Source organism: Burkholderia sp. Tr-862 (genome assembly GCF_011753085.1).
GTDB lineage: Bacteria > Pseudomonadota > Gammaproteobacteria > Burkholderiales > Burkholderiaceae > Burkholderia > Burkholderia ambifaria.
Genome location: NZ_VWWG01000265.1, coordinates 1 through 5,669 on the forward strand (window position 1 = coordinate 1; position 5,669 = coordinate 5,669).

The following is a 5,669-nucleotide window of genomic DNA, read 5'->3' on the forward strand; positions in this document are numbered from 1 at the left end:
TGACCACGATCTCGGCCATCATGCGGGCCCTCGTGCGGCGGCGGCCGCGCGCGGCGCCGCCTCGGTTACGCGTGCGAGCGTCGTCAAGTCAGCTCATCCAGTTGCCGCCATCGACGTTCAGCGTCTGGGCGGTGATGTAGTCGGCGTCGGCCGACGCGAGGAACAGCGCGGCGCCCGTCAGGTCGCCCGGCACGCCCATCCGGCCGAGCGGCACGGCCTCGCCGACGAGCCGCTTCTTCTCGCCGGGCGGACGATGCTCGTAGCGCGCGAACAGCGCATCGACCTGCTCCCACATCGGCGTGTCGACCACGCCCGGCGCGATGCCGTTCACGTTGATCCGGTGCGGCGCAAGCGCGAGCGCGGCCGACTGCGTATAGCTGATCACCGCGGCCTTGGTCGCGCAGTAGTGCGAAACGAGCGCCTCGCCGCGACGCCCCGCCTGCGACGACATGTTGACGATCTTGCCGCCGCGGCCCTGCTCGACCATCCGCTGCGCCACGGCCTGCATGAGGAAGAACAGCCCTTTCACGTTGACCGAGAACAGCCGGTCGAACACGTCCCAGGATTCGTCGAGGAGCGGGCGCATGTCGAACAGCGCCGCGTTGTTGAACAGGATGTCGACGCCGCCGAAGCGCTCGACCGCGGTGGCGACGATCCGCTCGATGTCGTCGCGGCGCGTGACGTCCGCGGTGACGGCCACCGCGCGGCCGGGACTGGCCTCGATCAGCCGTGCGAGCGAACCGCCCGCCGGCTTCACGTCGACCAGCACGCAACGCGCGCCTTCGTCCAGATAGCGTTGCGCGACCGCTTCGCCGATGCCGCTTGCCGCGCCCGTCAGGATCGCGACCTTCTGTTCCAGTCTCACTGGTTGTCTCCGGTTCGTTCTGCTGCTCGAAGGTCGCGAGGTGAGCGAACGCTCGCTGACCGATCAATTGCTCTGTTAGTGATCGAATGATCGGATACGCGATTCGCGCTGTCAAGGCAACGCCGCGGCTTTCGATGATGCGCTGCGGCAAGGCGCAGCGCGGCGCCGGCTCGTGACCCGCGTCCGGCAAGGCGCGGCGCACCGGGTGCGGCGCGGCTGAACCGGCGCTGAAGGGGACGGAGCGTGCGCGCGGGACGGAATTCGCGCTGCACGGCGAGGAGATACGTTATATCATCGCCATACTTCGTTTCTCATGCCTGCTTCACGCCATGGCCACCTCATCGCCCATCGACGCCCGGCTGTCCCGGGCCGACGCATTCGCCGCCGAGCACGGGCTCGCGTGGACGCCGCTGCGCCGCCAGGTCTACGAACGCGTGCTGGCCGCGCAGCGCCCGATCGGCGCGTACGACCTGCTCGCCGAGCTCGAGCCGCAGCGCGGCCGCGTGCCGCCCACGACCGTCTATCGCGCGCTGGATTTCCTTGTCGAGCACGGCTTCATCCACCGGATCGAATCGAAGAACGCGTTCTTCGCGTGCTGCGAGATCGGCGTGCCGCATGAAGGCCAGTTCCTGATCTGCGATTCGTGCGGCGAGACCGTCGAGATCCCGGGCAGCGACCTCGCGAAGCAGCTGTCCGCGAGCGCGCCCGCGCACGGGTTCGAAGTCCACCATCAGGTCGTCGAGCTGAACGGCCTGTGCGGGCACTGCAAGGGCAAGCCCGCGCATCGCTGACGCCGCCCCGCGCGGCGCTCGGCGCCGCCCCCTTCCAACGAGGAGTTCCATGTCCATTGCCCTGAAGCGCGCGCCACGACGCGCCCTGCCGCTTGTTCGCCTGCTGGCCGCCTCGGCTGCCGCGCTGTCGATCGCGGCGCCCGCCTTCGCGCAGGCCGCGACCGTCAATGTCGTCGCCGCCGAGAATTTCTATGGCGACGTCGCATCGCAGATCGGCGGCCGCCATGTCGCGGTGACCAGCATCCTCAGCAATCCCGACCAGGATCCGCACCTGTTCGAAGCGAGCCCGAAGACCGCGCGCGCGCTGCAGCATGCGCAGGTCGTGATCTACAACGGCGCGAACTACGATCCATGGATGGGCAAGCTGCTCGGCGCGTCGAAGCAGGCGAAGCGCGCGACGATCGTCGTCGCGGATCTCGTCGGCAAGAAGGCCGGCGACAATCCGCACGTCTGGTATGACCCGGCGACCATGCCGGCCGCCGCGCGCGCGATCGCGGCCGAGCTCGGCCGTGCCGATCCGGCGAACAAGGCCGACTACGATGCGAACCTGCAGAAGTTCGTCGCGTCGCTGAAACCCGTCGACGACAAGGTCGCCGCGCTGCGCGCGCAGTACAAGGGCGTGCCGGTGACGGCCACGGAGCCCGTGTTCGGCTACATGTCCGACGCGATCGGCCTCGACATGCGCAACCAGCGCTTCCAGCTCGCGACGATGAACGACACCGAAGCCAGCGCGCAGGACGTCGCCGCGTTCGAGAACGACCTGCGCAAGAAGCAGGTGCGCGTGCTGATCTACAACAGCCAGGCCGAAGCGCCGATGACCAAGCGCCTGCTGAAGATCGCGCGCGACGGCGGCGTGCCGAGCGTGAGCGTCACCGAGACGCAGCCGGCCGGCAAGACTTTCCAGCAATGGATGGCCGGCCAGCTCGACGCGCTCGCGGCCGCGCTTTCCGCCAGCAAGAAATGATCGACGCAACGAAATGACCGCCACTCCCCACGCACTCGCACTCGATCGCGTCACGCTCGAACTGGGCGGCCGCACGATCCTGCGCGACGTCAGCTTCTCGATCGAACCCGGCGAATTCGTCGGCGTGCTCGGGCCGAACGGCGCGGGCAAGACGACGCTGATGCGCGCGGTGCTCGGCCTCGTGCCCGTCTCGAGCGGCACGCTGTCGGTCGGCGGCGTGCCGGTCGTGCGCGGCAACGCGTCGATCGGCTATATGCCGCAGATCCGCAGCGGCCTCGCGAATCGCCGGATGCGCGGCTACGACTTCGTCGCGATGGCCGCCGACGGCCATCGCTGGGGGCTGCCCCACACGAACGCGGCGACGCGGCGCGACGTCGAGCGCGTGCTCGAGCTCGTCGGCGGCGCGGCGCTCGCGCGCCGGCCGCTGTCGGAACTGTCGGGCGGCGAGCGCCAGCGGCTGCTGCTCGCGCAGTGCCTGCTCGGCAACCCGAAGCTGCTGCTGCTCGACGAGCCGCTGATCAGCCTCGACCCGAACCACCAGCGCGGCGTCGTCGAGCTCGTGCGCAACGTGCAGCGCGAGCTCGGCATCACCGTGCTGTTTTCCGCGCACGAACTGAATCCGCTGTTGAACGCGCTCGACCGCGTGCTGTATCTCGGCAACGGCGTCGCCGCGCTCGGCACCGTCGACGAGGTGATCACCAAGCCGGTGCTGTCGCGACTCTACGGCTCGCCGATCGACGTGATGCGCGTGAACGGCAAGATCTTCGTGATGTCGGGCGACGTCGAAGTCGAGAAGCACGATCACGAACACGAGGACGACGACGGCCACTCGCACGGCGGTGGCGGCGGCCACGGCCATCACCACCACGGACACGCTCATCCCGGGCATTCGCACGATGTTTGAATACGACTTCATGATCAACGCGTTCGCCGCGTCGGGGATCGTCGCGGTGCTCGCGGGCATCGTCGGCTACTTCCTGGTGCTGCGCGGACAAACCTTCGCCGGCCACGCGCTGTCGCACGTCGGCTTCACCGGCGCGACCGGCGCGGTGCTGCTCGGCATCTCGCCGATCTGGGGGATGGTCGGCTTCACGCTCGCGGCCGGAATCGGGATGGGCGCGCTCGGCGAACGGCTCGCGGGCCGCGACGTCGCGATCGGCGTGGTCCTGTCGGGGGCGCTCGGCTTCGGGCTGCTGTTCCTGCACTTCTACACGTCGTTCGCGACGCAGGTCACCGCGCTGCTGTTCGGCAACGTGCTCGCGGTCAGCCGCGACACGCTCGCGGTGCTGGCCGGCATCGGCGCGGTGAGCCTGGTCGCGCTCGCACTGATCGCGCGGCCGCTGCTGTTTGCGTCGCTGCAGCCCGAACTGGCCGAAGCCAAGGGCGTGTCGCTGCGCACGGTGTCGATACTGTTCCTCGCGGTATGCGCGCTCGCGGTGGCCGCGGCGACGCAGATCGTCGGCGTGCTGCTGGTGTTCACGCTGCTGGTCGGGCCGGCCGCGGCCGCCCAGAACGTGTCGACGCGGCTGTCGACCGGCGTGCTCCTCGCGGCGTTGTTCGCGCTGTTCGAAGCGTGGCTCGGGATCACACTCGCGTATCACACCGACTGGCCGACGAGCTTCTGGATCACCGCGCTGTCCGCGCTCGTGTACGGCGCGAGCCTGTTGCGGCGCCATTGATCGTCGAGCGGCACCAATGAAAAACGCCGGCATGCCCGAAAGGCAGCCGGCGTTTTTTCATGCTTGATGCGAGCGCGACGTGCGACCCGCGCCACGGGTTACAGGCTTGGTGCGCCGTTCACCGTGCCAGCACGCGCGCATGATGCGCGATGTGATCAGCGACGAACGTCGAGATGAAGTAGTAGCCGTGGTCGTAGCCCGCGTGTCGGCGCAGCGTCAGCGGCTGGCCGGCCTTCGCGCACGCGGCTTCAAACACGTCGGGGTTCAGCTGGTTCGCGAGAAACTGGTCGGCGAGGCCCTGGTCGACGAGGATGCCGTCCGCGAACTTCGGTGCATCCGCGCGCGCGACGAGTTCGCTCGCGTCGTGCTGCTTCCACGCGTCGCGGTCGGCGCCCAGGTAGCCCGAGAATGCCTTCTCGCCCCACGGGCAGCGCGTCGGCGCGGCGATCGGCGCGAACGCCGACACCGAGCGGTACAGGTCGGGATGGCGCAGCGCGAGCGTCAGCGCACCGTGCCCGCCCATCGAGTGGCCGAAGATCCCGAGCCGCGCGCCGTCGATCGGCAGCTCGGCCGCGACGAGTTCGCGCAGCTCGCCCGTCACGTACGACTCCATCCGGTAATGCGTCGACCACGGCGCTTGCGTCGCGTCGACATAGAAGCCCGCGCCGACGCCGAAATCCCACGCATCGGACTCGCCCGGCACGTCCGCGCCGCGCGGGCTCGTATCGGGCATCACGAGCGCGAGGCCGTGCTGCGCCGCGTACTGCTGCGCGCCGCCCTTGATCGCGAACGTCTCCTCGGTGCACGTGAGCCCCGCGAGGTAGAACAGCGCCGGCACGCGGCCGTGCGCCGCCTGCGGCGGCAGGTACACCGAGAACTTCATCGGCAGGCCGATCGCCTTCGAATCGTGGCGATAGAAGCGTTGCTCGCCACCGTGGCAAGCATGCGAAGAAACGAGTTCGAGCATGGGGTTCCCTTCCGTTCAATACAGCACGATCGGGCGAATCGATTCGCCCGTCTTCATCGAGTCGAAGCCGTCGTCGAGCTTCCCGGGCGGCAGCGCGTGCGTGTCAGGCCAGGCCGTGCCGCGCGACACGGCGAAACCGTGCCCGGCATGATCGCCGATCCCGCCGCCCATCGCGTGCGCGAAACAGTCGCCGGCTTGCCGCGATGCGTCACCGCCGTCGCAACAGGACAAGTGCCCGAGTTTAAACGCCGGTCGTGAACCACGCATCCGTTCGCGCATACAGATCGACGAAACGCGCATGGCGTGCGGCCAGCGCGCGATCGTCGCGCGGTGCGGCGACCGGCGACGCAGCCGGCGCCAGCGTGCGCAGCGCGTCTTCGCGCCAGTGCCCGATCGCGACGCC

The 5,669-nt window shown here is 69.2% G+C and carries 7 protein-coding genes and 1 pseudogene; 4 read left to right on the top strand and 4 right to left on the bottom strand.

Translation table 11 applies throughout. The features are described 5' to 3' along the window. Nucleotides 1-88: 88 nt before the first annotated feature. The gene (locus F3J14_RS33225; protein ID WP_166726506.1) at nt 89-865 is read right to left on the bottom strand and encodes an L-iditol 2-dehydrogenase; all 777 of its coding nucleotides are present in this window, start codon (nt 863-865) and stop codon (nt 89-91) included. A gap of 329 nt (nt 866-1,194) precedes the next feature. Here F3J14_RS33225 and F3J14_RS33230 point away from each other — a divergent pair, with 329 nt between their 5' ends. The 4 genes from F3J14_RS33230 to F3J14_RS33245 are packed head-to-tail and all read left to right on the top strand — an operon-like array spanning nt 1,195 to nt 4,299. Next, nucleotides 1,195-1,656: a Fur family transcriptional regulator gene (locus tag F3J14_RS33230; protein WP_011657790.1), complete on the top strand. Its 462-nt coding sequence runs from the start codon at nt 1,195-1,197 to the stop codon at nt 1,654-1,656. A 49-nt stretch (nt 1,657-1,705) separates the two neighbouring features. Beyond that, a complete protein-coding gene (locus tag F3J14_RS33235) occupies nt 1,706-2,620 on the top strand; it encodes a zinc ABC transporter substrate-binding protein (RefSeq protein WP_166726507.1) in 915 nt (304 codons plus the stop codon). A 13-nt stretch (nt 2,621-2,633) separates the two neighbouring features. Beyond that, nucleotides 2,634-3,524 carry an ABC transporter ATP-binding protein gene (locus tag F3J14_RS33240; protein WP_166726508.1) on the top strand — a complete coding sequence of 297 codons (891 nt, stop codon included), beginning with the start codon at nt 2,634-2,636 and terminating at the stop codon, nt 3,522-3,524. Continuing rightward, a complete protein-coding gene (locus F3J14_RS33245) occupies nt 3,517-4,299 on the top strand; it encodes a metal ABC transporter permease (RefSeq protein WP_166726509.1) in 783 nt (260 codons plus the stop codon). The genes F3J14_RS33240 and F3J14_RS33245 overlap by 8 nt, the downstream gene beginning before the upstream one ends. A 118-nt stretch (nt 4,300-4,417) precedes the next feature. Here F3J14_RS33245 and fghA read toward each other — a convergent pair whose 3' ends face one another. The 3 genes and pseudogenes from fghA to F3J14_RS35970 all read right to left on the bottom strand — a co-directional run. Next, entirely contained in the window at nt 4,418-5,266 is an 849-nt protein-coding gene (gene fghA, locus F3J14_RS33250; protein ID WP_166726510.1) for an S-formylglutathione hydrolase, read from the bottom strand. 15 nt (nt 5,267-5,281) lie between these two features. Further along, entirely contained in the window at nt 5,282-5,437 is a 156-nt protein-coding gene (locus tag F3J14_RS33255; RefSeq protein WP_166726511.1) for a hypothetical protein, read from the bottom strand. 70 nt (nt 5,438-5,507) lie between these two features. Beyond that, nucleotides 5,508-5,669, bottom strand: a pseudogene (locus F3J14_RS35970) (carbohydrate kinase); the annotation flags it as partial.

Excerpts from the sequence above, each read along its gene's own strand:
- F3J14_RS33245 (WP_166726509.1), top strand. The coding sequence starts at position 3,517 with ATGTTTGAATACGACTTCATGATCAACGCGTTCGCCGCGTCGGGGATC.
- F3J14_RS33230 (WP_011657790.1), top strand. The coding sequence starts at position 1,195 with ATGGCCACCTCATCGCCCATCGACGCCCGGCTGTCCCGGGCCGACGCA.
- F3J14_RS33235 (WP_166726507.1), top strand. The coding sequence starts at position 1,706 with ATGTCCATTGCCCTGAAGCGCGCGCCACGACGCGCCCTGCCGCTTGTT.
- F3J14_RS33240 (WP_166726508.1), top strand. The coding sequence starts at position 2,634 with ATGACCGCCACTCCCCACGCACTCGCACTCGATCGCGTCACGCTCGAA.
- F3J14_RS33255 (WP_166726511.1), bottom strand. The coding sequence starts at position 5,437 with ATGGGCGGCGGGATCGGCGATCATGCCGGGCACGGTTTCGCCGTGTCG.
- fghA (WP_166726510.1), bottom strand. The coding sequence starts at position 5,266 with ATGCTCGAACTCGTTTCTTCGCATGCTTGCCACGGTGGCGAGCAACGC.